Consider the following 26916-nt stretch of genomic DNA (forward strand, 5'->3'; position numbering starts at 1 on the left):
TTACGATACAAGTGGTGTTTGTTGATACGGCTTACACCGTTTTAATCCAACGGGGAAAGCCAACTTTAAGCTTATCGCTTAGTTGGGTGAGCTTGTCATCAGCCGGGATTGGCTGCTTGACCTTGATAGGGTGCACACCAGCACGGGTGACTTTGGCCGCGGCGGGTCCACCGATAGAAAGAGTAAACAACAGGTCACAGTCTGCAATTTTCGAGACTAGGTATTGCGCGCGCTCCTCCCCTTTGGTGTCACTTTCAATCTCGCGCACTTCGATCAATTGAAAATCCTCGGCGGTCACTTGGTAAACCAACACTCGCAGACACGAGCCAAAGTGGCCGTCAAGCTCCTGACCATTATTCGAAGTAACCGCCACGATAACGCTAGGCGTCTCTTGGCGCGCGCCCGTCGCCACGGGCGCTGGCGCTGCATCGCCGCAGCGCGTCAGCTCACTGTAGGCTGAATCAATTTGTTTGCGGGTAAACGTGCCACCAAGCTTGGCTGTCATCGCACGCCAGCGCTTAGGCGCCAACTGACTGAGCGAGTGCTGTGAAATGTTATCGCCTAGGTTGGCCTGAAGCAGTGCGATCAGATCGGCTGGTGAGTCGTAGTCTAGCGCCTTAAGCGCCAGCGCGAGTTTGTGTGCTAGCTCCGGCGCTAGAGCAGGTTCAAGGCTTGGGTTGTGTTCGATACTTGTGGACATAACGCCTCCCTAAGCCGCTTGAAGACGTCGAGCTCGCACGCTGATCGGCAATTTAGGCTTGCTAGTATAAGGTTCAACAAAATAGACAGCGCCATTGGCGAGCACCAATTCCCCACCCCATTTGTCTTCCTGATCAAACTCAATCGCGGTGACGATCTCCTCGAGATCTTTCTTAGCTAAATAGAGCGACAGCTCGCCCTGCTCGGTGTACTGGATCATGACATTTGCCATAGTAACTCCTTATGATTGATAGGAAAAAGGGCTTTCTCCCCCTATGATGACCAAGAAGAGAAAGCCAAAAACCGACGAGCAGCTTAACGGACTAAATCGAAGCCGTAGTCAGTAACACCAAGTTTGTTGGTTTGTCTATCGAGCTTGGTTAGGATCTCGTTGACCAGTGTTTTGAGGATGTACATACCGCCCTCGTAACCCATGGTGGTTTCTCTATGTAGGTGGTGACGGTCGAAGATTGGGAAGCCAATTCGCACCAGCGGCACCTCAAACTCCTCACCCTTGGCCAGCGTATCGCGCTCGATAAACTTGCCGTACGAGTTACCAATCATCAGGTCCGGTTTCTCAGTAAACATCAGTGAGCGGAAATGCCACAAGTCTTTACCGACAAACACCTGTGCAGCCGATGAGTAAGGTGACTCGGCACACAGTGCCTCCATCTTCTTGCGCCAGCGCTTAGTCGCGTTGTGACACAAGACGTGTTTCACTTCACAGCCGAGCTCGGTGAGGAACTTCACCATACCCATCAGGTAATCAGGGTCGCCATACAGAGAGACAGTCACGCCGTGCAACCAAGTGTGTGAGTCGGTCATCATATCGACCAAGCGACCACGCTCTTTGGCAAGCTCATCTGGGATTGGCATGCCTGTGATCTCCGACACCTTCATCAAGAACTCATCGGTCGAATCCAGGCCGATTGGGATTGGCAAGTCAGGCGTGTCTTGCTCCCATACCGATTTGACAAACTTGCGACTCTTAACGGCATGCTCTGGCTGAAGGAACAAGGTGGCTTTCGCATTTGGCGCGGCCTTGACTTCACTGATCGGTGTACCACCAGCGTACATGCGGTACTCACCATCAGCTGGGGTATCTAACACCTCAGATGGGTCACACAGCATTGAGTAGCTCACGCCCATCTGCTCGAGCATGCGCTTGATAACGCGATAGTTACCAAGATACGTCTCAAAGCCAGGGACGATGTTGATCTTGTTCTCGCTCGCGACTTGGTAGCTGCCTTTATCTTCGAGGGTGAAGTGACGGAGCATACCCTCAAACATTGCATCCCAGCCCGTTGTGTGGCTACCGACAAAGCTTGGCGTATGAGCATACGGCGTTGGCACGTCTTTCGGGATATAGCCTTTCTCTTTCGCGTTACCAATAAAGGCATTCAGGTCATCACCGATAACCTCCGCCATACAGGTGGTGGAAACCGCGATCACCTCAGGCTTGTACAGCGCGTAGGCATTTTGCAGGCCATAAAAGATATTGTCTTGGCCACCAAATACCGCGGCATCCTCGGTCATGGAGTCAGAGACACAGGCGACCGGCTCTTTGAAGTGGCGGTTAAAATAGGTTCTGAAGTACGCGACACAGCCTTGAGAGCCGTGGACATAAGGCAGCGTGTTTTCAAAGCCTAATGCACACAACACACTGCCAAGCGGCTGACACGCTTTCGCGGGGTCGATGGTAATGTGTTTGCGTTCGAAATTCAGTTTTGCGTATTCGGCTGACGTGGTCCAGTCAAAGACCTCCTTGACCTTGTCAGCATCGGCTAGCTGCTCAAAGCTTTCGCGCTTTTCAGCCAGCATGGTTTGGTAATCTTCATCATTAAACAGCGGAAAGCCCGGTTTAATATCATCTACATTTTGTGTCATAGCTTATCTCCTACCACGTCACTCATCCGTGAACGGTGGCTCGGTTATTCGCATTGTTCAGCTTTGTGCCCAAAGGGTTACGCTGATTCCGCCAGTGGTGTTTCTTGTTGCTCAACGAGCCATGGTGCTTTCATTTTGCCCCAACAAGGGTTGTTGAGGGTCAGGTCCATATCGCGAGCAAAAATCGCGAAACCATCAACGCCATGGTAAGGGCCTGAGTAGTCCCAACTGTGCATTTGACGGAATGGGAAGCCCATTTTTTGGAACACGTATTTCTCTTTCACGCCCGAACCAATCAGGTCTGGATTGAGCTTCTTAACAAACTCTTCCAACTCGTAGCTCGACGCATCATCGAACAATAAGGTCGCCTCTTTCATCTCTGGGACGGTCTTGACGTAGTCATCGTTATGGGCAAACTCATAACCTGCACCGACAATGTCCATACCCAAATCTTCATAAGCACCGATAATGTGACGCGGACGCAGACCACCCACATACAGCATGACCTTCTTACCCTCAAGGCGTGGACGATATTTATCCACCACCGCTTGCCACTGCTCTTGATAACGGGCAATCACCTCTTCGGTGCGAGCCTGGATCTTGTCATCAAACATCGCGGCGATCTTACGCATTGACTCAACGATCTTAGTTGGACCAAACAGGTTGTATTCCACCCAAGGCACACCGTGTTTTTCTTCCATGTAACGCACGATGTAGTTCATAGAGCGGTAACAGTGAACCAGATTGAGTTTCACCTTAGGCGTGTTCTCCATCTCGGTTAACGTACCATCACCCGACCATTGAGCGACCACGCGCAGACCCATGTCTTCAAGAATGATGCGCGATGACCAAGCATCACCACCGATGTTGTAGTCACCAATGATGGCCACATCATAGTCAGTTGACTCAAACTCAATTTGGTCTGCTTTGTTTAACACATGGTCACGAATTGTATCGTTGGCAATGTGGTGACCGAGCGACTGTGAAACGCCGCGGAAACCTTCACAGCGCACCGGCACAACGGTTTTACCCAGTTGTTCCGTTTTGCTCTTCGCTACCGCCTCGATATCGTCACCAATCAGACCAACTGGACACTCAGACTGAATCGAGTAGCCCTTAACCAGTGGGAACAGCGCATCGATTTCATCAATCGCTGCTTCAAGCTTCTTATCTCCGCCGAACACGATATCGCGCTCTTGGAAATCAGTGGTGAAGTTCATTGTGCCAAAGGTATCGACACCAGTGGTGCCTGTGTAGTAGTTACGACGTCCAGCACGTGAGTACTGACCGCAACCCACAGGGCCGTGAGAGATATGCACCATATCTTTCACCGGTCCCCAGACCACCCCTTTCGAACCCGCATAAGAACAGCCACGCACTGTCATCACACCCGGCAATGACTTACGGTTGGAAGTGATACACTTGGTGCTGGTTTCACTTGGGTCATTGACCGTCATATGTTTCTTACGGTCTTCACGCGCGACCTCGGGGTAAACCTCCAAGATCTCATCAATCATGGCTTGCGTGTCTTGTTTATTCATCGACATCCTTGCCTCCCAATCAAATTGTTGGATTTCCTAATTTACGCAGCTAAATTAAGCCGCGACTTCTGCACTAGCTGCTTTACCAATGATGCTCTCATCTTCTTCATCGATGATGCCGAACTCCATAAGCAGTTCTTCAAGCTCATCCATAGACGCAGGGTTTGGAATAACAAACAGCTCGTTAGCGATGATTTTTTGTGCCAGTGCACGGTACTCATCCGCTTGATTACACGTTGGGTCATACTCGATAACGGTCATACGACGAATCTCAGCGCGCTGTACGATGTTGTCACGCGGAACAAAGTGGATCATCTGAGTACCAATCTTGGCGGCTAGCGCTTCGATAAGCTCATCTTCACGGTCAGTGTTACGTGAGTTACAGATCAGACCTGCAAGGCGCACACTACCTGAGGTCGCGTATTTACAGATACCTTTCGAGATGTTGTTGGCCGCATACATTGCCATCATCTCACCTGAACAAACGATGTAGATCTCTTGTGCTTTGTTCTCGCGAATTGGCATCGCGAAACCACCACATACCACGTCACCCAGTACGTCGTAGAACACAAAATCGAGGTCTTCTTCGTACGCGCCTTCCTCTTCAAGGAAGTTGATGGCGGTGATTACACCACGACCTGCACAGCCGACACCTGGCTCAGGACCGCCTGATTCCACACAACGCACGTTGCCATAACCGACTTTCAATACATCTTCTAGTTCGATATCCTCAACAGAACCTGCCTCTGCCGCCGCTTCCATGATGGTGCTTTGCGCTTTTGAGTGTAGGATCAAGCGAGTTGAGTCGGCCTTAGGGTCACAACCGATGATCATTACGTTCTTACCCGCTTCAGCCAAAGCCGCCACAAGGTTTTGCGTAGTAGTTGATTTACCGATACCGCCTTTACCGTATATTGCACATTGACGAATTGCCATGGTCTATCTCCTCATTTAATTAGACTCACGGACTATATTGCGAGAAGCGTACCAAACCAACATATCATTAAAAATCAGCAACTTAACAAAACAACCCAACTTCAATCACGACAACGAGTGTGAGGTTTGTCACCTTTCCAACAAGCCAATGTAAGAAAACCACAGGTTCGAGGTGCGAGTACGGGCTCTGCCCTACGAGGAGCGAGGAGTTTAACGCGCGTGAAAAACTCCTCGCTCCTCGGAACAAAGTGAAACCCGTTTAAACACAGGTGCGGGGGCGGGCACGGGCTTTGCCCTACGGGGAGCGAGTGATTTAACGCGCGTGAAAAATTCCTCTCTACTCGGAACGAAGTGAAACCCGAACCTCGGAACGCAGTGATACTGATATTCCGGAACGAAGTAATACTGTGTTTAACTTATAGCGTGACGGTGCGAGAGTAAGTAGTCGATGAGGATTTTGATTCGGCTTGGTTGGTTGTTGTCGGCATAGACGAGATAGATTGGGGTGGCGGGTGGTTGGAATGCTTCTAGGATGACTTGCAGGCGGCCGGCGGAGATGGAGCGGCCGAGCATATTTTGCGGCAGTTGGACGATGCCCATGCCTTTGTCGGCGCCGCGCACTAATGCCATGCCTTCATTGATGATAAAGCGGCTATTGAGGTTGAGCGATTGAGTTTTGCCAGCTTGTTGGAACTGCCATCGCTCCGGCATGCCAGTGATCTGTGAGCGCAGGATCAGGCATTGGTGCTGCTCTAGTTGTGCTGGGCTGTCTGGTATGCCGTGAGTCTCGAGATACTCGGGAGACGCGCAGGTGGTCAATTGCTCTTCATCGAGCTTGCGGGCGATAAAGTTACTGTCGGAAAGCTCACCTATCTGGATGGCAAGATCAAACTTATCCTCAATCAGGTTTGCTGGGCGATCATCAAGGATAATATCAAAGGTCAGCTCGGGGTGCTCTTGCGCAAAACGGTGCAACAACGGCACGATATAACGCCCGCCATAGACTCTCGGCAGTTTAATGCTGATATTGCCGCGTGGCGTGCTCACCGAGTCCTGAATGCTGTTCTCAACACTCTCCAAGTCCAACAAGATGGCCTCAAGCTTTTGAAACACCTGCACGCCTAAGTCGGTTGGCACTAAAGTCCGAGTCGTGCGGCGGATGAGGCGCACCCCATAGGATTGTTCAAGACGCGAAACATTCTTGCTTACCGCTGAGGCGGAGATGCCTATCTGGCGGGCGGCCTCGGAAAAACTGCCGTGCTTTACCGAATAGACAAAAGACAGCATATGAGAGAAAGAAGTGCTATTCACTGCAATGGCCAACGAGAAAAGAGGCGGCTATTTTGCCGCGCTTTCATGACGAAATGATGAAATCATTTGCAACTCATAGTCGTTTCAGTTGTGACTAAAAGTATCATTGTTTTGTCGTAATCGTCTCATAGAATGCGTACCCAGAAACCTTAACCGGCACCCATTTTGTGCACTCAAACTCGACAAGGCTGTTATAAAATGAACAAATTGAATCTTCTTTCGCTTACGCTCGCTGCTGCACTTGGCGGTCAAGCTATTGCGGCACCTGTACTTTATACCAACGATTTTGAAGAGATCATTGGCGAGCAGTTCACCAAGGACACTGGCTTTGAGCTTGATGTGGTCAAGATGTCTGGTGGTAACCTGATTGCGCGTATTGCCGCAGAGCGCAGCAACCCGCAGTGGGATCTTATCTTGTTTAATGGTGACAACACCCTGCACTCACTCAGTCAGTCGGGTGACCTGAAACCCGGCCTTAACCCTGAGAACGCTGCTCATCTGACCGACGAGGCGCAAGCACTCGTGCCAGCTAATCAATCGTTTTACCCCGTTGGCATCTCATCGGCTTGTGTGATTGTTAAACGCAAGGACAACCAGGTTGAGATCAACAATTATCAAGACATCGCCAAGCCTGAGCTAAAAGGCTTGGTAGGCATGGCTGACCCATCCATCGCAGCGCCTGCTTATCCTTGTGTGGCTGGTCTTTTCCACCAGCTTGGTGAAGCGCAGGCGAAAACCTTGTTCTCTGATGCGTTTGATAATGGCCTGCGTATCTTCCGCACCAATGGCCCAACGGGTCGCGCCCTTCAGTCTGGTGAGATTGAGGTGGCTCTGTTGACCTCTCAGCAAGCGTACACTTTTGTTGAGCAAGGCGCCGACTTCGATATCATCTGGCCAGAAACTGGCTCGCCTGCGACGGTGCGTGCATTTGGCGTTCAAACCAATACCAAGCACAGCGAAGCAACACAGGCCTTCGCCGAGTGGATGCTAAGTGCAAAAGGTCAGCAGTTCCTTGCCGATAATGGCGGTAGCGATGGCGTGTTCCGTCCAACTATCGAGCAAGCGAGTGAGGTCTCGTTTGGCCCAGGCGCTGACGTGCAGTACAACTTTACCCCAGTCCAGTTTGCTTATGACAACGACGAGGCAATCAAGAGCTGGTTTGCCGACAACGCGATCAACTAATCATGCTCAGTCAATCACCGTCTCAGATGGAGCCGATGGCTCCATCTTGTAAAACTAGACCTAATAAACTTGCTCAGTGGCTATCACCTGATCAAGTCTTGGGTCTGTCAATTCTATTTATTCTCGCGCTGTTAGTCTTGCTGCCAATGCTGATGGTGGTCATGCAGCCGGTGCTGCAATGGCTTGAAGGCGGCTCTGATGCGGTCGGTCTGGGCGAGATTTTCCAGCGCCGCCTATGGATGGCCTCGCTTAAAAACAGTCTCTACCTTTCTATTGGTGCAGGTTTGCTCGGCGGAGTCATGGGGGCGATGCTGGCGATCGCGCGCCACTCATACCGTTTCCCAGGCAGTCGCTATGTTGACTTAGTGGTATGGTGCATCCTGATCATTCCATCGTTTGTCATCGCCCAAGGCTGGGTACTGTTTGCTAGCCGCTCAGGCATTGCTACTCAGCTCACTGGCTCGCACTTTATCTCAGAGTTGGTGTTCAACCCCAATGGCCTGGTGTTTATTATGGCGGTGAAAAACTTCCCGCTCGCCTACCTAGCAATGTCAGCAGCGCTGCAGTGGAGTATGCGAAACCTGAGCCTAGCCGGACGCCTGTGTGGCCGCCCCGCATGGCAGGTGTTTTTCACCGTGCGTCTGCCCCTGCTTCTGCCTGCTCTGTTGTCTGGGATTGTGTTAGTGTTTATCGATACCATTGGCGATTTTGGCCTTCCGGCCGCGCTAGCCACCAGCTATCGCTACCCGACACTGCCCTACACCATCTATGCAGCAATCAATCACTCACCAATTCGCTTTGATTTGGCGGGGATCCTCGCAACTTACCTAGCGATAATCATGTTTGTTGCCCTGTTCGTCTACTTTTGGATCCTACGCGCAAGGCCGTATCAATTTCTTAGCAGCCAGACTGGAATGCAAGAGACACCAACCGCGCCCTATCCCAAACTGCTTGCGAGCGCAGTGTGGCTATTTCTGTTTGTCGCGGTCGGCGTACCGATCGGTACCAGCTTAATGGTGTCGTTTATGGGCCAGCTATGGAATGGGTTCTTTATCGATAACTTTAGCTTGGACAATTACATCAGCCTGTTCCACAGCCGCTCACAGTTTGCCGAGGGCCTTAAGAACGCAATTACCATTGCAGGCCAATCCTCCATCTTAAGTGCGATCTTAGCCTTTTTGGCGGCGTACTTGCTGACCTTCACCAGTAACGGCATGAATAAGGTCATTGATACCGCGTGTACCTTATCGATGGCAATCCCTGGGGTGATCCTTGGCGTGGGCTTTATCTTCGTTTGGAACTCGCCATGGCTATCTGCCGTTGGCCTAAATCTTTATGGTAAGTCCGAGCTATTGGTGCTCGCTTCAACAGCGACCTCGGTCCCAGTTGCCGTACGGATCTTGATGGGTGCAATGGCACAAATCCCGGTCAGCCAGTTAAATGCCGCGCGCCTCCAAGGAGCAGGATTGACACGTCGTCTGTACACCATCGTAATGCCACTGGTGCTGACGGCACTGATTTCCGCCACCCTCTCTGGCTTTGGCTCGAGCATTTTTGAGTTGGCAATAAACTCGATGCTGCGTCCACCTCGCTTTGAAATGCTGGCCCCGTTTGTGAGCGCCCAGTTCGATTCCGGTGAGTACGGCATCTCAACCGCTGCTGTGTTTGTTGCAGGTGCGATTGCCGCCTCGATTATTGCGCTGTGCAATGCCCTATTACGCCGCCACTTTGGCCATTTGATTAAAGAGTAGTTTCAATATGTCGCATTTAACCCAGGCCCCAAAGGGTGCCTTTTTAAGCTGCGCGGATATCACGCGCTCAATTGGCCAGCAAACCATCCTCAACGATGTCTCGTTCACTCTCGAAGAGGGACAGGTGTATTGCATTGTCGGCCCATCAGGTTCAGGCAAATCATCACTACTGAAAATCGTCGCCGGTATCGACGCGCCGAACCAAGGCACGGTCACACTGCAAGACGATGTGATCACCGATGGCCTCAAGATGCTCCCTCCAGAGCAGCGTCGCATGAACATGGTGTTTCAAGACTACGCCCTGTGGCCACACATGAAGGTCAAAGATATTATCGGCTATGGTCTCAACCGCATGAGTAAACCAGAGCGTGAACGCCGCGTTGCTGAGATGCTCGCCCTACTGCAGATCTCGCAGTATGCCGAGCGCTACCCGCGTGAGTTGTCCGGTGGGCAGGCGCAGCGTGTGTCGATTGCTCGTGCGATTGCCACCAATCCTGATGTGTTGCTGTTTGACGAGCCTCTGTCTAACTTGGATATTCAGCTGCGCGCGGAAATGCGCAGTGAGTTTTCTAAGCTGTTCAAGAAGCTCAACAAAACCGTATTGTACGTTACGCACGACCCGCTTGAAGCGTGCGCCTTCGCCGATAAGATCATTGTGATGAAAGATGGTGAGATTGAGCAGATTGACTCGCCGCAAGCCCTGTTCTCTGCACCTAATTCACCTTGGATTGCGTCCCTAGCGGGGTTTGACTGCAAACTGCCGGTCGAGAACATTCAAATCGATCACACTGATAATCGGGCCAATGCCTATTTCCGTGGGCAGTACCTCAACGCCAAGCCATCAACCAATGCCACTGTCGATAGCCGTCACCTATGGCTACGCAGCTCCGGCCTGAGCTTTAGTGACAAGAACGATCTTTCCACCAATTTACTATCGGGTCGAGTGATAAAGTCCAGCTTTGAGGGCAGTCACTGGCGCATCGACATTGATGTCGGTGCTGAGGTGGCGATCCCTATCCAACATCCCCATAGCCTCGAGGCTAATCAAGCAGTCACTCTGTTTCTGCCTCAAGAGCACTGCTTGCTGATCAACGAATAAGGTTTACCATGAAATACACAATGAAAGTCGAGATCCCAGCAGGGAGCATCACACGCTACGCCTTTGACGAAAAGGGCCGCATGAAGGTCAAACACTTCCAATCGATGCCAGTGAGTTACCCAGCCAACTATGGCTATATTGACGAGACTCTAGCGGATGACGGCGCTGCCTCTGATGTGCTGGTCATTACCCGTGAGCCCCTACTGCCTGCGACTTATATCGACATTAAAGTGATTGGTTATATTGATATGACCGACGGCGGCGAGAAAGATGAGAAGTTTATCGCGGTCCCTGTGGAAGCAGTCGATCCCACTTACGCTGAGATTAATTCGGTGTTTGATTTGCCTAAAGCAGAGCTGGATCGAATCTATGCATTTTATACTGTGTACAAGCAACTGCCGCTCGGGCGCAAAGCCGTGGTTCTGGACGGCTACAAAGATCAGCATGCTGCTCGAGAGCTTTTAGAACAAGCGCAAATTCGTTACAGAAAATCAGCTGCATAGGTGTGACTTAGGCATTAGGTCAGAAAAAATCGACGCCTTCAACTTTTAACCTTCTAGCAAATAAAACCAAAGAGTCGAGCACTAGCTCGACTCTTTGCTCTTTGTCTACTCAGCAGACGTTACTTAACCGGTTGTCTTAGCGAACATCAGGATAGGCAAGCTCAAGCTTGGCTAGCTTATTGGCCTGATCTGCAGGGGAACCTGTCCGTTTCGCCAACAAATGATAAAGCCCAGGGATAACCACTAGCGTCATCATGGTTGCGACCAGTACCCCAGAGAAAATCACCACACCAATCGCATGACGAGACTCCCAACCTGCACCACTTGCCAATATCAGCGGGATCGCGCCAGCTAGAGTGGTGATCGCGGTCATTAGAATAGGTCGTAAACGCTGACTTGCGCCATCGATTATTGCCTGTTCATAATTAATCCCTCTGTCACGCAGTTGATTAATAAACTCGACAATCAATATCCCATTCTTGCTCGCCAAACCCACCAACATAATGATGGCGATTTGTGAATACACATCCATCACTAAGCCAAACCACATTAAGCCACCAAGTGCCCCCGTCAGTGCTAATGGAACAGTGAGAATAATCACAAATGGGTGAACAAAACTCTCAAATTGAGCGGCGAGTACCAGATACACAACCATGAGCGAGAGAACAAAGATCAGGCCCATCGAACTGCTCGAACGCTTGAACTCTAACGACTCTCCTTTGTAGTCGAGCGTAACTTGGCTCGGAAGCTGCTCTTGAACGACCCCCTCAAGATAATTTAAAGCTTGCCCTAATGAGTATCCATCGGCTAGATCTGCCGAGATGGTGATCGCTTTACGACGGTTGTAGTGTCTCAATGAGCTAGGCTGGCCCTCGATGGTCACACTGACCAATTTATCTAGACGGACTAGCTCGCCCGTATTCTTAGAGCGAACCTGGATCAGAGCTAAATCACTAATACTATTAAACGCGGTGCGTGGTGCTCGCACATGAACATCATACTCTTCACCATTTTCTATATAAGTGGTGATATTTCGTCCGGCCAACACCGTTTCTAATGTATTGGCAATTTCAGAGACAGGTATCCCTAACTCATGAGCATAAGCCTGATTGATTTCGGTGCGTAGCCTTGGCGTCGTCTCATTATAATCGCTATCGAGGTCGAGCAGGCCTGGGTTCTCGCTAGCAATGTGAATAACCTGATCTACCCACTCTTTGACCTGTTCATAGCTACCCCCACCGATGACTAATTGGACCGGAGAACGAGCTCTGGTACCAAAGCTTGTCGGGACAACGGGTGAAATTCTAAGATCAACCATGGGGGATAGCTGTCGACGAATCACGCTTCCAACGGCAAATACACTCTCTTCCCGCAGACTCCAATCCACCAAATCGATGATCAGCATGATCTCATGTTCGCCACGTCGCCCAGGGGCGCGAATCGCCATCGATTGAATGGGCCCTTTGGGCGCCATAAGCGGCTCCATCCGCTGTTCAATTTCACTGACATAGGGCCGCATCGCATCGAAGCCTGTTCCCTCTGTGGCACGTAACATCACAAATAGACGTCCTTTATCTTCGCGGGCAACAAACGATTGCGGAAGAGATTGATAAGCAACAGCGATAAAGCCCATAGTCAAAACAACCAACAGCGCAGCCACCCAACTGTGCTTTAATAAGCGCGTAATCAGCACACGATAGCCACGCTCTAACCGAGTAAATATGTACTCGGTTAAACGATGCAGTCGTCCGGGCTCAACATTGACCGATAATAGTCGACTCCCCAACACAGGCCCCATAGTGAGTGCAACGATACTCGATATAACTACCGCACCCGCGAGGGTGATCGCGTACTCACGGAACAAGAGCCCGACCGTACCGGTGAGCAAGGTAATAGGAGTAAACACCGCGACTAATACGGCGGTTGTCGAGATCACAGCCATCCCAACCTCTCGTGCCCCGCGATAGGCAGCCAACATCGGCGGCTCCCCTTTATCGACACGGCGTACAATATTCTCGAGCACCACAATCGCATCATCAACCAGTAGCCCCACCGCCAATACAAGCGCCAGTAGCGTAATCAAATTGATGGAGTAACCAAACAAAGCAAGAACAGCAAAGGTTGAAATGAGAGATACTGGAACACTGACCGCCGGGACTAATGTCGCCCTCGCGCTGCCAAGAAAGGTGTAAATGACCAAAATAACAAGAACGGAAGTGATCGCTAATGTTGAATAGACCTCGCCAATAGCACTGTCGATAAACTCTGAGCTGTCTGATAAAGGCTGGATGGTCATACCTTCTGGTAAAAAAGGCGTTAGACGCTCAATCTCCGCTTTGACACCGTTGACCACATCCAGTGTATTGGCTTGGGATTGCTTAAGAAACTCCATCATGACCATCGCCCGTCCATCCACTCGTAAGGTGCGCAAATCGTCTTTCGCGCCTGTGGTGACGTTGGCAACATCGGATAAATAGAGGATTGAGCCGTCTTGGTTACGGCGAATAATCAATCTTTGGTAGTCAGCAATCGATAAATAGCTGCGCTCTAACCGCAGCGTATAGCTCCTGGCCGAATCAGACAAATTTCCAGCTGGCGCTTCGAGGTTTTCGCTGCGTAGCGCGGTTTCTATATCACCAACGGTGATGTTGCGACTGGCCATGGCGATAGGATCGAGTTGAACCAGCAACGCATAGGGTTGATCACCGCGCAATTCGATAGAGCTCACGCCATCAAGTAGGCTTAAGGGCTGCACAAACTGGCGCTCGATGTAATCAGAAAGCTCAACCGATGAAAGGCTGTCTGAAGAGACAGCAAAACTGATCACACCATCACCATCGGCATCGCTCTTGGTCACTCTCGGTGGATCCATACTGGCGGGGAGCTGCCTCTGTGCTCTAGCCACAGCATCTCGAACGTCATTAGCAGCCGCTTCAATTTCACGACTGGCCTCAAATTCGACCTTGATATTCGCCCTGCCCTCAGAGGCATTTCCTTCAATACTGCGTATGCCATCGATACCTGAAAGTTGGTCCTCTATCACCTTAATGACTCGAGATTCCATTATGTCGGCAGAAGCGCCAGCATAGTTTGCTCTGACAGAGACGATAGGGGCAGCAACGTCGGGGTATTCCCGCAACGGAATATTATTAAAAGCCAGGACACCAAAAACGATCAACAGCAGATTAATAACACAAGCGACAACCGGACGTTTAATCGATAAATCAGAGAGAAGCATTATCCGCTCCTTTAACGTCTTGCTGAGTCTGAGCGATACGCTTTACGTCCTGAACCAGAGTTCCATTGTTGACTTTACCCACGCCACTACTGACCACTTGATCGCCTGGGACGACACCCGCAATAACCTGAGTCAACGCAGCGTCTGTACTGCCGAGAGTGACCAGCGTCTGTCGTGCCACGCCTTCTTTATCGACAACATACAAATAGGAATTCACCCCTCGGTAGAAAACAGCGCTCGTCGGCACCACGTTCACGTACTCATCATCGAGCGACACTCTGATTTGAGCAAGTAGTCCCGGCCGTAGCAGAGCATCAGGGTTATATAGCTCGGTACGGACCTGTAAGTTACGGCTCTGTGGGTCTATTTGAGGGTCAATACTGCTGATTTCACTATAAAATACCGTGTCAGGTAGCGCGTCAAAACGCAACTCTAGCGACTGACTCGGTTTCAACTGCGATAGATAGTGACTCGGTAAATTAAAGTCAACATACAGACTTTTTACATCCGTCAGGGTTATTAGGGCTTCACCTCGCTGAACATATTGACCCTCAGTGAGCATAGTTAAGCCAGTCATCCCATTAAAGGGCGCCACGGTTTGATAGTAAGAGAGCGTCACGGCAGCAGCGTCTCGCTTGGCTTGGCTGATTTGAACTTTAGCTCGCTGAGTTAATAAGCTCGATTCAGGTAAGGAGTTACGTTCATGCAGTCGAACCATTTCCGTCAAGAGGCGTTTGTCTTCTTTTAGCTGAGCATCGGCTTGCGCCAGACTGGCCTTTGCTTGACGATCATCGAGTTGAACCAACAACTGCCCCTGATTGACGTTTTGGGTATCTTGTACTGGTAACCCAGTAATCACGCCTTCTACCTGACTAACAAGCTCTACCTGATGTCGCGCAAATACGCTGCCTATCGCCACCAGGCGCTCACCCCAAAGAACAGACTGTACCTCTTGCAGTTCAACGGGTAGAGCTCTCGCGGATCTCGGCAACTGAGAAGCGTGAGCCGGCATAAAAGAAGATGCAATCAGGCTAGCAGCCAGCATGCCTGAAAGTATGTTGGATTTCATTTGGGGTCCCTTCCATGGTTATCCAGTGAAACTTCGACAAATTGATAGTTGATGATTTGTATTAAAATACTACCGTATCAACAATTTACTAGGCTTTGGCAATGTCTTTAGCTATTAGTAAGGTATTTTTATTACTTAGACCACTGTTAACTGGCGTGATTTTCACAAATTTACATTCCCCCCGCGCCGCGATCACATGAAGAGCTTCAACAAGGTATTAGAAATCTTCCTCATAGGGCTGATTTAGGGTATAGATGAGAAAAAATACGATGCCTTTAACTTGTAAATTTCTGCCGATTAAAACGAAAAGAGTCGAGCGCTAGCTCGACTCTTTGTTATCTGACTACTATGCAAGATTTGCTTCGATTAACAGCGTCAGCCTTTGTCAACTTTCACCACTTGTGGCAGCACGTAGTCACCCGACATAATGCGCTCTTGTGGCTGATAGAGACGGAAGATGATATAGAAGTCACCTTCTGGTGCTGGCATCCAGTTACCTGCAAACTCACCGGTTGGCTGCTCAAATTGTAATGGGATCTCAAAAGAACCATCCGCACGTTTGGTGAAGGCAGCCATATCAGGGTCAATCTTATGACGACCATCTTCGGTGGCAACCAGTGCACGATCTTGCGTGCCGTATGCCGTCAAAGACCAAAACGCATCAACAGGTGGCTCTTCTTCAAAGCGGATCACGTAGCGATGCTCACCAGACAGCTGCTCACCCTCACTATCGATAAAGCGCACTGGGTACATAGCTTCTTGCTCACCCTGGCCACCAGCGTATGGGCCAGAGATAACCGTGCGCAGTGGGTAATTGTAGCCGTAATCATCTAGGCCACGCACCCAGTCCCAACCTTGAATTCGCTCTGCAGTTGAAGCAAAGTTTGAGATAGCCACCTTAGGCGCAACCTCTAGGCTTGCCATCAGACCTTTCATTGTCTGCTCGGTCATTACGCTGCGATCAAAGCCATCTTTGGTCAAACCAATACGCTCGAACTGGGCAAACAACGCTTCATCGGTGATGCGGATATCATTGTATTGCAGCGCAAACGCTAGATGCTCAAAAAAGCCTAGTGGATCGTTGTCAATCTCAGGCATGGCATCAAGCTCAGTCGCTGAGTTGACCTTACCGCTCAGCGTTTCTAGACCGAAGCCATCCTGTAGCTTGTGCAGCTCAGCTAGGTCTTCACCCTCTGTCATATGCAGACGTCCCCACAGCCAAACTTTGTCAGTCAGCACGTCCAGACGCGTCACATCCTCAGGCAGCTCACCTTCCCAGCACGGAGGCACAAGGGCAAAGCGGCCCTCTTGCGTGCCAGAAGCGCGGCGGCCAACATAGTGCTCAAGCTCATGGTACATATTGAATACATTGATAACGTAATAACGGTCATCTGTATCAGGCACATTGAGGATATACGGTTCAGTCAGATGAACAACGCTGCTCATATACAGTGTGTCATTGTTCGCGGTTGGCATGTCACCCGCGGTAGCCGGCGATGATAGCTCTGTCGCCCAACCAAGTTGATTCAAGTGACCACGATAACTGGTAGCCGGCTTAGGGTCTGGGACATTGATGTAGTCGCGCATTAAACGTTCCATACGAACCAGTGGGTAACCCCAGTTGTGTGCCATTACACCGAGCGTGTAACCATCGGCCTCTAAGCCTTGTGCGACATTCTCTTGAGTGCTTGGCGTGGTCAGTTGGCTATCAGCAAACACTTTATCCGCTTGTGCATAGACTGACGGGGCAAGGAGAGTGGCAACAACAGCAACTCCAATGGCTTTCAGCTTCATATTCATGGTCATCTACCTATTATGGTTGGCAATTGGGTTTTGAAGTGTGATGGCTCGTCAAAGCAGTAACGACCATGCTCTTCAACTCAGATGACACAAGTTTACTTATAAGCAGAAATCACATATATACAAACATACTACTAGCATTTATTAGCTGTGCTTATCAATTTCTTGAGCAATTCGCCTTTTGATCTCATCCCGGACTTGCTTGTGGACAGGGTCATTAACAAAGCGCTTATGGTAGACAAGGTGAACGGTGATCGGCTCGGCCTCAAACGGCAGCTGAATTAAGTGCAAGCTAAGAATATCCCTCCATTTTTGTGCAAGCGTTCGAGGGCAACTCATGATCATGTCAGACTCGGAAACCAGCATCAGGCCACTGGTACTCGAAGGCACCTCAACCATATCATTGCGGTCAAAACCCGCTGAAGGAAGGACAGTATCAAGCAGTTTTTGTCCCGCCCATCGGGCTTTGAGTGAAATATGCTTCTCGCTCTGGAATTGCTCGAGTGTGAGAGCATCACCTTGCAACCTCGGGTGGTTTTTGCGGCAAACAACAACAATCGACTCATCGAGTATCACCTCCGAGACGAGCGAGGGATCTCGGGTAGGAAAATAGTCGATGACCATATCGACTTTCTGGGTACGGATATCTAGATAGTTTTTCTCAGGGTTCGAGCTTGGCGTTGAGACTCTAATTCCATCGAACTCGCCAATGCCAATCAGATGCATCACCATCTCGATGCTGTAGATGTTCAGCTCTCGCTTAGCCTCCACACTAGTATCTAAGATATTTAAGCCAACCTCGACCTCATCGGCGAGTTTAGTGCCACGGAAAGTCGTAGTGATACCCCGACCTTGTTTGATAAAGAGCTTATAGCCCAGACTCTGCTCAAGCTTCTTTATCGATTGACTCACCGCAGATTGCGTCGTGCCGAGCTCCAGCGCCGCTTTGGTATAGGACTGATGCTTGAAGACAACGCTAAATATTCTTAACAGATTGAGATCTAACATACATTTGAGTGCTGCAAAGAAAACTTACTCAGATCATACTCGATAACCAAAGAGCTCTTCAAACTAAGCATTCTTCTTATGCTGTGCTCATGGCAAAACAAGATTACTTGCCTAAACCGTTACTGAGCTGCCGCGCCCTGATTTCGTTTGGTCAATTTAAACATCCCTATCAGCGATAACATGGACGCGTAGCGTAAAATCGGCTTTTCCTTTCAGCTAAAAGACTAAAAACAACAATGACTGAGAATAGCAACGCTCATACTTTGAACCTAACCCTAGCCTTCCCCTACTCTTTGGCATAAGCGCACACGGTGAAAAATATATCATTGATTTTAATGCACTTAGTGGCATTATCGCTTGCCATTATCCGCTGTTGCCCATGTGTATAAAATTATAAGACACCCATAATATTGGGAGATCGCGAAAATTATAAGACACCCATAATATTGGTGGAATTATCGACCCTCTCCTACACTGCAGTAGTGCTCAGCTCCTAGGAGAATCACGATGCCCAAAGCTCGCTCTGAACAAGTTTGTCTGGATGATACGGCCTACTACCACTGTGTTTCGCGCTGTGTGCGCAGGGCCTACTTGTGTGGTGTTGATGAGGTTACTGGCAAGAGTTATGAACATCGGCGGGGTTGGGTTGAAGGGCGTCTGCTCAAGTTGGGGCGTGTGTTTGCCATTGATGTTTGCTCGTATGCAGTGATGAGTAATCATACCCACGTGGTGCTGCATGTTAATCAGGTGATGGCTCTGGGTTGGAGTGCGAATGAGGTCTTGGAGCGTTGGCATCAATTGCACAAGGGAACGTTGCTAACCACTCGCTATCTGAGTGGAGAGCAACTCGATGACGCGTCATTGAAAGTGGTGATGGATATTGTTGAGGTGTATCGCCAACGTCTGTATGACATCAGCTGGTTTATGCGTAACCTCAATGAGGCCATAGCCCGTCAAGCCAACAGAGAAGAGGGGTGTACTGGACGATTTTGGGAGGGGCGTTTTAAGTCGCAAGCGCTACTTGACGAAGCTGCCTTAGTGGCCTGTATGGCTTATGTCGATTTAAACCCGGTCCGCGCCCAGATAGCGCTAACCCCTGAAGAGTCAGAATATACCAGTATCAAAGCGAGGGTGGATACTCTCCAGGATTCTGACGGCTGCAACCCGCGCCAACCTGAAGCCTTATTTCCCTTTGTCGGTGACCCTAGGCAGGAGATTCCAGAGGGGCTACCGTTCCGACTTGAAGATTACCTATCACTGGTGGATTTCAGTGGTCGCGCCATACGCGAAGACAAGCGTGGGGCCATAGCTGAGTTCCATCCACCAATTTTGTCCAGACTAGGAATCGATGAAGCGGTGTGGGAAACTCTGATTGTTTCGCTTGAAAAAGAGTTCACCGGACCTATCGGCGGTGAAAATTCTCTACGTCGATATCAGCGACATCACGGCTTGCAGCGAATGATAGGCGTAACTTCGGCTAGGCGTTGCTTTAAAGCCGCGTAAACCACTTTTGACCTTTCTTTTCGCTACAGTGACAGTTGTGGCGGGGAGAGGTATTGTCTGTAGCGTCTCAAAAGCTAAAAATGGGCGAAACCGTAATTCCAACATCAGATTTCGGTACTCGGCTTTAGTTAACCTCCACCCTCAAAAGACGGGTGTTTACAGGCGAATTGTTGTTGGGGCAATTTTTGTTTAGTTAAATTAATATGGGTGTCTTTATATAGGATGAAAACGTCTCTACAGCGCGCTAAGGATGTTTTCGTGAGAAGACAGGTATTAGAGAAGCTATTTACCCGCAGCCCCAAGCTTTCGGTTAGTCAATTTACGCACTACCACAGTGACAATCAGCACCAACAAACCTAACCAGTAACCGACCACTAGCATGCTTTTGGCTATAGTTAACCCCGAGGCTACCTTGACTAACCCTTCAGACAAGTTAGTAAATGACGACAGCATCAGCCAAATACTGACATTCTCCGAATAATCAAACAGCGCCGCCGCAATCGGCACTACTGAGAGCCACTGCCACAATCTGCTGCTAATCGCGGCTTTATTTAAAATCCATTGGAATAAAGCAAAGTAAGAGAAGCCGAACAAGGCCGGATAGACAGAATCCAAGGCTAACTGAACAAGATAAAACTCTCTACCAGCCTCCCCCAAATTCTCCAGCAGGGTTATCGCTTGCTCATAGCTATAGCCTGAAGGCGACATATCAAAAATGGGCAGCCCAGACGAGTAAACCATCAGGGTTGGTATCGTGTAGCCAAGCATCACTGCGTAAACCACATTGGTCAGAACCAATGACATAATCACTAACTTACCGGTTGGTTTAAACTGCCTAAAACGCATCATCTGTCATCCATATCATCTGTTTCATCATCTCTGAAAGTATCAATTGAGCATCTAGTTGCTTATAGAGGTTAACACTAACATATCACTATGACATTTGCATTTTTTCTTATTTAAACAAGCGATTATAAGCAATGAGATGAGGTTATGATCCCCTTTGCGCTGGCCAAAAAAAACCGCCCTCTTAGCTGAGGGCGGCTCGATTAATCATACACGGCTAGTGGTTAAATCTTGTACTGCCCCATCACACCTTCTGACACTTCCATTTCACTGGTCACGTCGCCAAAAAGGTCTGGACGGTAGGCTTGAACACTGTAGTTCTTGCCATCATTCAGCTCATTAAAGTCAACGAAGAAATGCGTATAGGCATCACCAAACTGGTAACGGACCTGCATCACTTGCTGATCAAGGTTGTACCCCACAGAGTAGATGGTTGCGTAGCCGCGCATCTCGCCTGCAGCGTTCGGACGGTTTGCCGCATCAAGTGGAACCTTGTACGTCACACTATCAAGCTTGGCGAGGCCATTGGTGTAGCTGGTTGGCTCTTCCAGCTGCATCTTCATGAACTTGTTCCACACAAAGCGTTGTGAAGACAGGATATTACCTGGCACGGTTAGGTCACCATGGATCACTTCGCCTTCTTTTGGCTTTGCCTCTTCCCAGTTTGCTAGGTGCTCTGGGAAGGTTGGGCTGTTTACCATCACGTCGTATTCTTTGCCGTGGTAGATATTCCAACTGCCGTCGACAAACTCCAGGATGGCCGAATCACCACTGGCGTCTTGAATCGAGTAGTGACCACTCATTTTGGTGCCATTGGCTTCAAACTGTTGGATCTCAATCTGATCTAGATTTTTTAGCGCTTGTTCAACGGTTGCGTAGCTGTCCAACAAGTAAGCGACAAACGTTGCGTTAAGCACTTGGTCTTTATCGCCAGTTAGATCGCCTGCCGATTCCTCATCGAGGTATAGAGCATTAGCCGAAAAACCAGCCTCGTTAAAGCCATCGACGATACCGATACCGTACAGTGTCATACCGATCGAGGCGTACTTTGAGGTCCATACTCGGCCGTTCTCCGACTCATGACCCTTATAGCTCTGTCCCGATGCGCGTACTTCTACCGTTGGGTAGTTTTCTTCCATCCAGTCCATGGTGCGGCTTACGAACACTCCGTGTTCTTCTGTTTCCCAAAGGATACGGGAACAGGCATTCGCTGCGGTTGAGAAAGAGGATACTGTGACTGCTGCCATCAATGCGATCAGCGGCTTCTTAGTAAACATCATCATTGTTATACCTTTTTGACTGTTTGTTTCGAGGGACTGTTTGTTTCGAGGAACTGTTTGTTTCGAGGAACAATGTACGCCAAACTTTCCTGCAGAAAAAATCAGGTTTGTTGTATAATCTGCAACGTTCAGCCAGTTTGGGAGAAAGCAACTATGCCTAACGCCACCTTTGAGCAATTAAATGCCTTTGTCGCCGTAGCGGAACACGGCTCATACAGCCAAGCGGCGCGTAAAATTGGTAAAGACCGATCCACTTTGCACAGACAAGTCGCCGAGCTTGAGATTGATTGGGGTGTGACTCTCTTTGAACGCAGCGGTCGCTCTCCAGTTTTAACGGACGATGGTCAGTCACTGCTGCGCCCATCGCGTTTTATTGTTTATCAAATGAATGCTCTAGAAGTTGCGACGGATAGCCTCTCCGCCGGGCAAAAAACTGAGCTGACCCTATGCTACGATCCCTCAATTCCTGTCGAAGTGATCACCGGGTTTGATGAGCAGATCCGGCAGATATTTCCCCAAACTATCGTTAATTGGCTCCAGCGCACTTTAGACGATGCGTTAGCTATGCTCGAGCAAGGCGGTTGTGACTTTGCGATCACGCTCAACAAAGGCGCGATCCATCCTGATAAGGGAATTAGCTTCCTCAACTTGGGGTATCCGAAATTTGATTTCTTCGTTCATCAAGAGTCAGATTTATTAAACAGGGGAAGAGTGTCAATGGCTGAGCTCCAGCTACAAAGGCAATTCGTGCTGGAAGGCTTTACTTTTGGCCCTCTCGGTAATCAAACCAAAATCTCGTCTAAGGTCAGCTTACTCAGCGATCCTCGATTGCTCGTCAACCTACTTTGTCTAGAAGGCTATGCGTTACTTCCTACCTTTCTTATCAAACAATTTGGCGCAGAGCTTAAAAAGCTTGAAGTGGATTTCGCGGTGCAGTCTGGGCACTATGGCTACGTACTTTTGTCTCCTTCAACATCGGTGCCCCACCCCCTCGAACGAGAAGTTACGCAGTTGATTAGCCAATGGTTTGTGCAAGAAACCCTTGGCTAATCGAAAAGCGAATACATGATAGGGCTCCATATTCTCCTCACAATTGTGTGTAAAATGGAGGTTGAGACCGAGTTGTATAGAGTAAGCAATGCGCATACCGCTGTTTTATAAGTTATTTACCGCTTTATTGCTAACAAGTGGCTTAGTGATCACCACCATGGCCGTACTGGTGAATGCGAGTTTTAAGCAGGGATTTCAGAGCTACCTCAACCAGGAAGAGCGAGTCAAAGTTGAGTCGCTTGCTGTTCAAGTAAGCCATTATTATTCTCAAGTGCATGGTTGGCATCGCCTAGAAAAAGCGCCGCATATTTGGGCCGGGCTTTTACAGCAACTCGGAGAGCTGCCACCCCCAAAAGCCAAAAGACCTAGACGCGAAGGCACGCCATCCAGACAAGGGGCTTTCTCTCAGCTCAGTACACGATTAAACCTGCTTGATGTGAATGGCACGATCGTCCTCGGCCCACGTGAGCACCTCGACACTCGACCCGGTCTATCCCAACACAAGATCCCGATTGAAAATGACGGCCATATTACGGGCTATATTGGCTTAACTCAGAGTGACTCATTAACCAACCAACTCGCACAAAGCTTCCTTCACTCCCAAGCGCAACACCTTATGACGATCAGCCTTGCCGTGATTGGATTGAGCTTATTGATAGCGTTTATCTGCACTCGCTTTCTCCTCACGCCTTTAACCGCGCTTCATCGCGGCGCAACTGGATTAAGCCAAGGCGATCTGGATTACCACATTACGCACCGAGGCAACGACGAAATTGCCGATGTGACACAGGCATTCAATCAGCTTGCTCAGTCACTAAAGCAGCAACAAGTGCTGCGTGAACGCTGGCTGGCCGATATATCCCATGAACTTCGCACACCTCTGGCGGTGCTGCGCGGTCAGCTTGAAGCGCTTCAAGATGGGATCCGTCCAGCCAATCGCGAAAGCATCGACGCCCTCTATCAACAAGTCATGACCCTCACCCAACTGGTCGATGATCTTCGCAGTGCGGCCAAATCTGATCTACCGCTTCAACTCGACTTACAGAGTATCGATTTAAGCTCTCAGCTTAACTTAATCAGCCAGACTTACCGCTCGCGTCTTCACTCGAAGCAGATTACGCTTGAACTCGATATCACCCCCTCGGTTTCACTCTCTGCTGATCAACAAAAAATAACTCAGCTAATCAATAATGTTTTAGAAAACAGCTACCGATATACCGATGACGGCGGTCAAGTCCAGCTTAGCCTCACCACGCACCAGAATTTCGCCATACTCATGGTAGAAGACAGCTCACCAGGGGTGGCGAGTGAATCACTGCCTCGGCTTTGTGAGCGTTTGTACCGTGTCGATCAATCAAGAAGTCGAGCCTTTGGTGGCTCTGGGCTTGGACTGTCGATCTGCCACAATATTGTCCAGGCACATCATGGAAGGTTATCACTTGACCACTCATCACTTGGCGGCTTAAAAGTCACGATTCAACTGCCGCTAAACCCTACTCTTCACTCATTAAATTAGGCTAAGGAAAGCAATGATATTAATCGTTGAGGACGAACCCTCATTAGCAAGTATTGTGTCAGATTATCTTTCTCACAGTGGCCTTGAGGCGCACATTATCGCTGATGGTGCTAACGTGATTGATTGGGTTAAACAGCATAGTCCGGAGCTGATCCTGCTCGATTTGATGTTGCCGCATCGAGACGGGCTCGACATTTATCGTGAGCTTAGGGAATTTAGCCAGACTCCGGTGATCATGGCGACGGCTAAAGTCGACGAAATTGATCGCCTCGTCGGCTTAGAGCTTGGCGCTGATGATTACGTATGTAAGCCCTACTCCCCGCGAGAATTGGTTGCCAGAATTAAGAATGTCCTGCGTCGCTCACAGCCAAGTAAAACAGCAGCAGAACAAGCACAGCCTGCACCAATCAAAATCGATCAAACACAAATGAAAGTTTGGATTGATAGTTACGCGGTCACTTTTACTCCTGCAGAGTTTCAACTCTTGTCCTACCTCCACCAGCATCCCGGGCAAGTGTTCAGCCGTGAGCAACTGATGGATAGGATCTACTCGGATGGCAGAGTGGTAACGGATCGTACCATTGATAGTCATATCAGAAACTTACGCAAGAAAATTCTCGCGCTAAATTCAAGCTATGACTGGATAAAGTCGGTCTATGGCGTGGGTTATCGCTATGAGCTCGATTAAATCCATCTCTGTAGAGCAACTCCTTATTTTCTCCATACTCTCTGCACAATTAAGGCTGATAGTGATTGATAGGTAAGATCATTCCAATTAGGAGCCATCATGAATCAAGGCAAGAAAACGCTTCAAACCCACGTAAGTCTCGCTCGGCATAAAAAATTGCTCACCGTGAGCTTTCTGCTTGGAATAAGCATGTCCGCTGGTGCCGAAACCACACTCAGCTATCCGATTGTCGACACCAATCAGGGTCATTGCTCTGATGCCAGCCAGATTATCCATCACTGCGCGACGCCCGGTACCAAAGGGTTTGGTCAAGACGCGCAATACCAAGGTAACCTGCCTAGCTATACCCTCAACGATGATGGCACTGTCACGGATAATCACACTGGCCTTGTCTGGGCACAAACCACCGATCTTAATGGTGATGGCGTGATCAATACCGATGATAAGCTCACCTACACCGAGGCGACTCGCTACGCTTCTCAGCTCCGACTTGGTGGTTATGATGACTGGCGCGTTCCGACCATCAAAGAGCTCTACTCTTTGATGATGTTCGATGGCCAAGACCCAAGTGGCTTAAGAGGTGCTGGCAACTATTCAATTCGACCGTTTCTTGATCACAGCGTGTTTGGGTTTAGCTCTGGCGATACCGAGGCTGGTGAGCGCCTTATCGACTCACAGTACATCAGCAGCACCAAGTATGTCACCACGACCATGCACGGCGACGAGACCGTGTTTGGCGTCAACTTTATCGACGGGCGCATCAAAGGCTATGGCATTACCTCGCGGCGAGGCAAAGAGAAAAAATTCTACCTGTTGACGGTACGCGGAAACACCAACTATGGGATTAACCAGTTTGTCGATAATGGCAATAAAACCATCACCGATCGCGCAACAGGTCTAATCTGGCAGCAAGACGACAGTGCCCGAGGAATGGATTGGTTCGCCGCCCTAGATTACTGTCAATCACTTGAGATTGCAGGACGCTCTGATTGGCGATTACCAAGCATCAAAGAGCTACATTCGATTGTCGATTACACCAAATCGCCTGAAACCTCAAACAGCGCCGCGATTGATGACCTATTTGTGACAACACCAATCGTCAATGAGGGCGGAGAAAAAGACTATGCCAGTTATTGGAGCAGCACCACCCATCACAACCTAAAAAGAAGCGCTAATGCTGCGTATATCTCATTCGGCCGAGCACTGGGCTATATGCGTGATAACTGGGTCGATGCCCATGGTGCAGGGGCGCAGCGCAGCGCGCCCAAAGAGTATGCAGGACGCGACTTTCCTCAAGGTCATGGGCCTCAAGGCGATGCGGTGCGCTTTGATAACTCGGTTCGCTGCGTAACCGGTGGCGAGGTCCAGTTTATTCAAGACTCTAACCTCACTGAGCGTGAGACGAAACAATATACACTCACAGGGAGCGAAGCGAGTACCAATAAAAATCGTGGCTCCAATCAGCGAGGCGGCGATGACCAACGCCGAGAGCAACGGCGCTGGTAAGTATTGAAATCATTGATTATAGGACAGCAGGCTTCGATACCAAAAGTTCTTCTCGCCCACTATGCAGTGCTGATTGCTTATATAACTAGCTCAGTACTGCATTCTACGAACTTAACTTGACTTACGTCGATTACCTGCTTGATTTGATTTACTACATCATCTAATTCAGCAGGGTTAACATGAAGGTCACTGATAAGACGGCTACGGATGTTATTTGGGTCTTTATCCATTATAGGGAAAACCCCTAAAGCGTAATCACCTTCAAAGTATCGGATTTCAGAGTAAGAGTGAAATAAGTAAACGTAGTGACTAGCTTTCTTTTTAAAGCCGGTAAAGCTGAACGCCCAACCGCAGCTGCTCCTGCACCCACAAATGCGATATTTTTATTTAGACACCCAAAGCTCGAACCTATCCAATTTACCCCTGAAAGTCACTGCATGGAGATGGGGTTGCACTATGTAAAAGCACGGGCAGAGTGACAAAACTCGGTAACGGTATCTCGA

The 26916-nt window shown here is 49.4% G+C and carries 21 protein-coding genes; 9 read left to right on the top strand and 12 right to left on the bottom strand.

Translation table 11 applies throughout. The features are described from left to right. Positions 1 to 31: 31 nt before the first annotated feature. The 6 genes from ACSTTG_RS07065 to ACSTTG_RS07090 form a co-directional block, all read right to left on the bottom strand. A complete protein-coding gene (locus ACSTTG_RS07065; RefSeq protein WP_438457954.1) occupies positions 32 to 700 on the bottom strand; it encodes a NifB/NifX family molybdenum-iron cluster-binding protein in 669 nt (222 codons plus the stop codon). Between the two features lie 9 nt (positions 701 to 709). After that, positions 710 to 931, bottom strand: coding sequence for a putative nitrogen fixation protein NifT (gene nifT, locus ACSTTG_RS07070; protein WP_438457953.1), 222 nt, complete (start codon positions 929 to 931; stop codon positions 710 to 712). An 83-nt stretch (positions 932 to 1014) separates the two neighbouring features. Continuing rightward, positions 1015 to 2586 (bottom strand): nitrogenase molybdenum-iron protein subunit beta, encoded by a 1572-nt coding sequence (gene nifK / locus ACSTTG_RS07075; RefSeq protein WP_438474269.1) that lies wholly within the window; start codon positions 2584 to 2586, stop codon positions 1015 to 1017. A gap of 77 nt (positions 2587 to 2663) precedes the next feature. Further along, the gene (gene nifD, locus ACSTTG_RS07080; RefSeq protein ID WP_438457951.1) at positions 2664 to 4133 is read right to left on the bottom strand and encodes a nitrogenase molybdenum-iron protein alpha chain; all 1470 of its coding nucleotides are present in this window, start codon (positions 4131 to 4133) and stop codon (positions 2664 to 2666) included. Between the two features lie 48 nt (positions 4134 to 4181). Further along, positions 4182 to 5063, bottom strand: coding sequence for a nitrogenase iron protein (gene nifH, locus ACSTTG_RS07085; protein WP_438457950.1), 882 nt, complete (start codon positions 5061 to 5063; stop codon positions 4182 to 4184). A 411-nt stretch (positions 5064 to 5474) separates the two neighbouring features. Then, positions 5475 to 6374 carry a LysR family transcriptional regulator gene (locus ACSTTG_RS07090; protein WP_438457949.1) on the bottom strand — a complete coding sequence of 300 codons (900 nt, stop codon included), beginning with the start codon at positions 6372 to 6374 and terminating at the stop codon, positions 5475 to 5477. A 198-nt stretch (positions 6375 to 6572) separates the two neighbouring features. On the opposite strand from ACSTTG_RS07090, the gene ACSTTG_RS07095 reads away from it, so the two are divergent. Genes ACSTTG_RS07095 through ACSTTG_RS07110 form a run of 4 tightly spaced genes read left to right on the top strand, consistent with a single transcriptional unit; the run spans position 6573 to position 10909 of the window. Further along, positions 6573 to 7556, top strand: coding sequence for an ABC transporter substrate-binding protein (locus ACSTTG_RS07095; protein WP_438474270.1), 984 nt, complete (start codon positions 6573 to 6575; stop codon positions 7554 to 7556). A gap of 35 nt (positions 7557 to 7591) precedes the next feature. Further along, positions 7592 to 9307, top strand: a complete 1716-nt coding sequence (locus tag ACSTTG_RS07100; protein WP_438474271.1) for an ABC transporter permease — start codon at positions 7592 to 7594, stop codon at positions 9305 to 9307. 7 nt (positions 9308 to 9314) lie between these two features. Continuing rightward, positions 9315 to 10406, top strand: coding sequence for an ABC transporter ATP-binding protein (locus ACSTTG_RS07105; RefSeq protein ID WP_438457946.1), 1092 nt, complete (start codon positions 9315 to 9317; stop codon positions 10404 to 10406). Between the two features lie 8 nt (positions 10407 to 10414). Continuing rightward, positions 10415 to 10909, top strand: a complete 495-nt coding sequence (locus ACSTTG_RS07110; RefSeq protein ID WP_438457945.1) for an inorganic diphosphatase — start codon at positions 10415 to 10417, stop codon at positions 10907 to 10909. 136 nt (positions 10910 to 11045) lie between these two features. Here the strand turns inward: ACSTTG_RS07110 and ACSTTG_RS07115 are convergent, their stop codons facing one another. The 4 genes from ACSTTG_RS07115 to ACSTTG_RS07130 all read right to left on the bottom strand — a co-directional run bounded on the left by ACSTTG_RS07115 (position 11046) and on the right by ACSTTG_RS07130 (position 18024). After that, entirely contained in the window at positions 11046 to 14147 is a 3102-nt protein-coding gene (locus ACSTTG_RS07115) for an efflux RND transporter permease subunit (RefSeq protein WP_438474272.1), read from the bottom strand. Continuing rightward, on the bottom strand, positions 14134 to 15216 hold the full coding sequence (locus ACSTTG_RS07120) for an efflux RND transporter periplasmic adaptor subunit (RefSeq protein WP_438457943.1): 1083 nt from the start codon (positions 15214 to 15216) through the stop codon (positions 14134 to 14136). The genes ACSTTG_RS07115 and ACSTTG_RS07120 overlap by 14 nt, the downstream gene beginning before the upstream one ends. Positions 15217 to 15591: 375 nt before the next feature. Then, positions 15592 to 17016 (bottom strand): DUF1254 domain-containing protein, encoded by a 1425-nt coding sequence (locus ACSTTG_RS07125; protein WP_438474273.1) that lies wholly within the window; start codon positions 17014 to 17016, stop codon positions 15592 to 15594. Between the two features lie 144 nt (positions 17017 to 17160). Further along, entirely contained in the window at positions 17161 to 18024 is an 864-nt protein-coding gene (locus tag ACSTTG_RS07130; RefSeq protein WP_438474274.1) for a LysR family transcriptional regulator, read from the bottom strand. 507 nt (positions 18025 to 18531) lie between these two features. On the opposite strand from ACSTTG_RS07130, the gene ACSTTG_RS07135 reads away from it, so the two are divergent. Next, positions 18532 to 19527 carry a transposase gene (locus tag ACSTTG_RS07135; RefSeq protein WP_438474275.1) on the top strand — a complete coding sequence of 332 codons (996 nt, stop codon included), beginning with the start codon at positions 18532 to 18534 and terminating at the stop codon, positions 19525 to 19527. Positions 19528 to 19809: 282 nt separating this feature from the next. Here the strand turns inward: ACSTTG_RS07135 and ACSTTG_RS07140 are convergent, their stop codons facing one another. Beyond that, a complete protein-coding gene (locus ACSTTG_RS07140; protein WP_438474276.1) occupies positions 19810 to 20376 on the bottom strand; it encodes a hypothetical protein in 567 nt (188 codons plus the stop codon). Positions 20377 to 20597: 221 nt separating this feature from the next. Beyond that, complete coding sequence (locus ACSTTG_RS07145; RefSeq protein WP_438474277.1) at positions 20598 to 21656, bottom strand: linear amide C-N hydrolase; 1059 nt, start codon at positions 21654 to 21656, stop codon at positions 20598 to 20600. A 150-nt stretch (positions 21657 to 21806) separates the two neighbouring features. Between ACSTTG_RS07145 and ACSTTG_RS07150 the strand changes: the two genes are divergently transcribed. The 4 genes from ACSTTG_RS07150 (at position 21807) to ACSTTG_RS07165 (ending at position 26413) form a co-directional block, all read left to right on the top strand. Further along, positions 21807 to 22703 carry a LysR family transcriptional regulator gene (locus tag ACSTTG_RS07150; RefSeq protein WP_438474278.1) on the top strand — a complete coding sequence of 299 codons (897 nt, stop codon included), beginning with the start codon at positions 21807 to 21809 and terminating at the stop codon, positions 22701 to 22703. Between the two features lie 88 nt (positions 22704 to 22791). Then, positions 22792 to 24219 carry an ATP-binding protein gene (locus tag ACSTTG_RS07155; protein ID WP_438474279.1) on the top strand — a complete coding sequence of 476 codons (1428 nt, stop codon included), beginning with the start codon at positions 22792 to 22794 and terminating at the stop codon, positions 24217 to 24219. A 13-nt stretch (positions 24220 to 24232) separates the two neighbouring features. After that, positions 24233 to 24907: a response regulator gene (locus ACSTTG_RS07160; protein WP_438474280.1), complete on the top strand. Its 675-nt coding sequence runs from the start codon at positions 24233 to 24235 to the stop codon at positions 24905 to 24907. 99 nt (positions 24908 to 25006) lie between these two features. Next, on the top strand, positions 25007 to 26413 hold the full coding sequence (locus ACSTTG_RS07165; RefSeq protein WP_438474281.1) for an Lcl C-terminal domain-containing protein: 1407 nt from the start codon (positions 25007 to 25009) through the stop codon (positions 26411 to 26413). The last annotated feature ends 503 nt before the right edge of the window (positions 26414 to 26916 follow it).

This window comes from Vibrio glycogenivorans (assembly GCF_051660965.1).
Taxonomy (GTDB): domain Bacteria; phylum Pseudomonadota; class Gammaproteobacteria; order Enterobacterales; family Vibrionaceae; genus Vibrio.